Origin of the sequence: Roseovarius nitratireducens, assembly GCF_002925845.1 — a bacterium.
GTDB classification, from domain to species: Bacteria; Pseudomonadota; Alphaproteobacteria; order Rhodobacterales; family Rhodobacteraceae; genus Roseovarius; species Roseovarius nitratireducens.
This window is the reverse complement of sequence record NZ_PDNI01000011.1, coordinates 1-224: the sequence shown is the minus strand read 5'-3', so window position 1 is coordinate 224 and position 224 is coordinate 1. Positions and strand designations below refer to the sequence as shown.

Annotated in this window: 1 protein-coding gene; it reads right to left on the bottom strand. The window is 59.4% G+C overall.

All coding sequences use genetic code 11. The annotated features are described in order from the left end of the window. Window positions 1-194 (bottom strand): hypothetical protein (locus CRJ03_RS01305; RefSeq protein ID WP_240611517.1); only part of this gene is annotated, 194 nt, incomplete at its 3' end. Window positions 195-224: the final 30 nt, after the last annotated feature.

Here is a 224-nt window from a genome sequence, read left to right as displayed (position 1 = left end):
GCCTGGTCGCCAAAGGCGTCCATGACGGCACGTGCATTGTCGACATCGCTCATCCCCTTGATGACCGAGAAATAGGTCGCAAGATCGACCTCGTCATCGAGGTAGCTTCTGTCGGATGCTCCGTCCTCCACCCCGCGCAAGACCTCGAGAATGAACTGATCGCGGCTGACACTGCCTGAATCGAGTTGGCCCACCCAGAAGTCCAAACCGGCTGCATCCGGGGT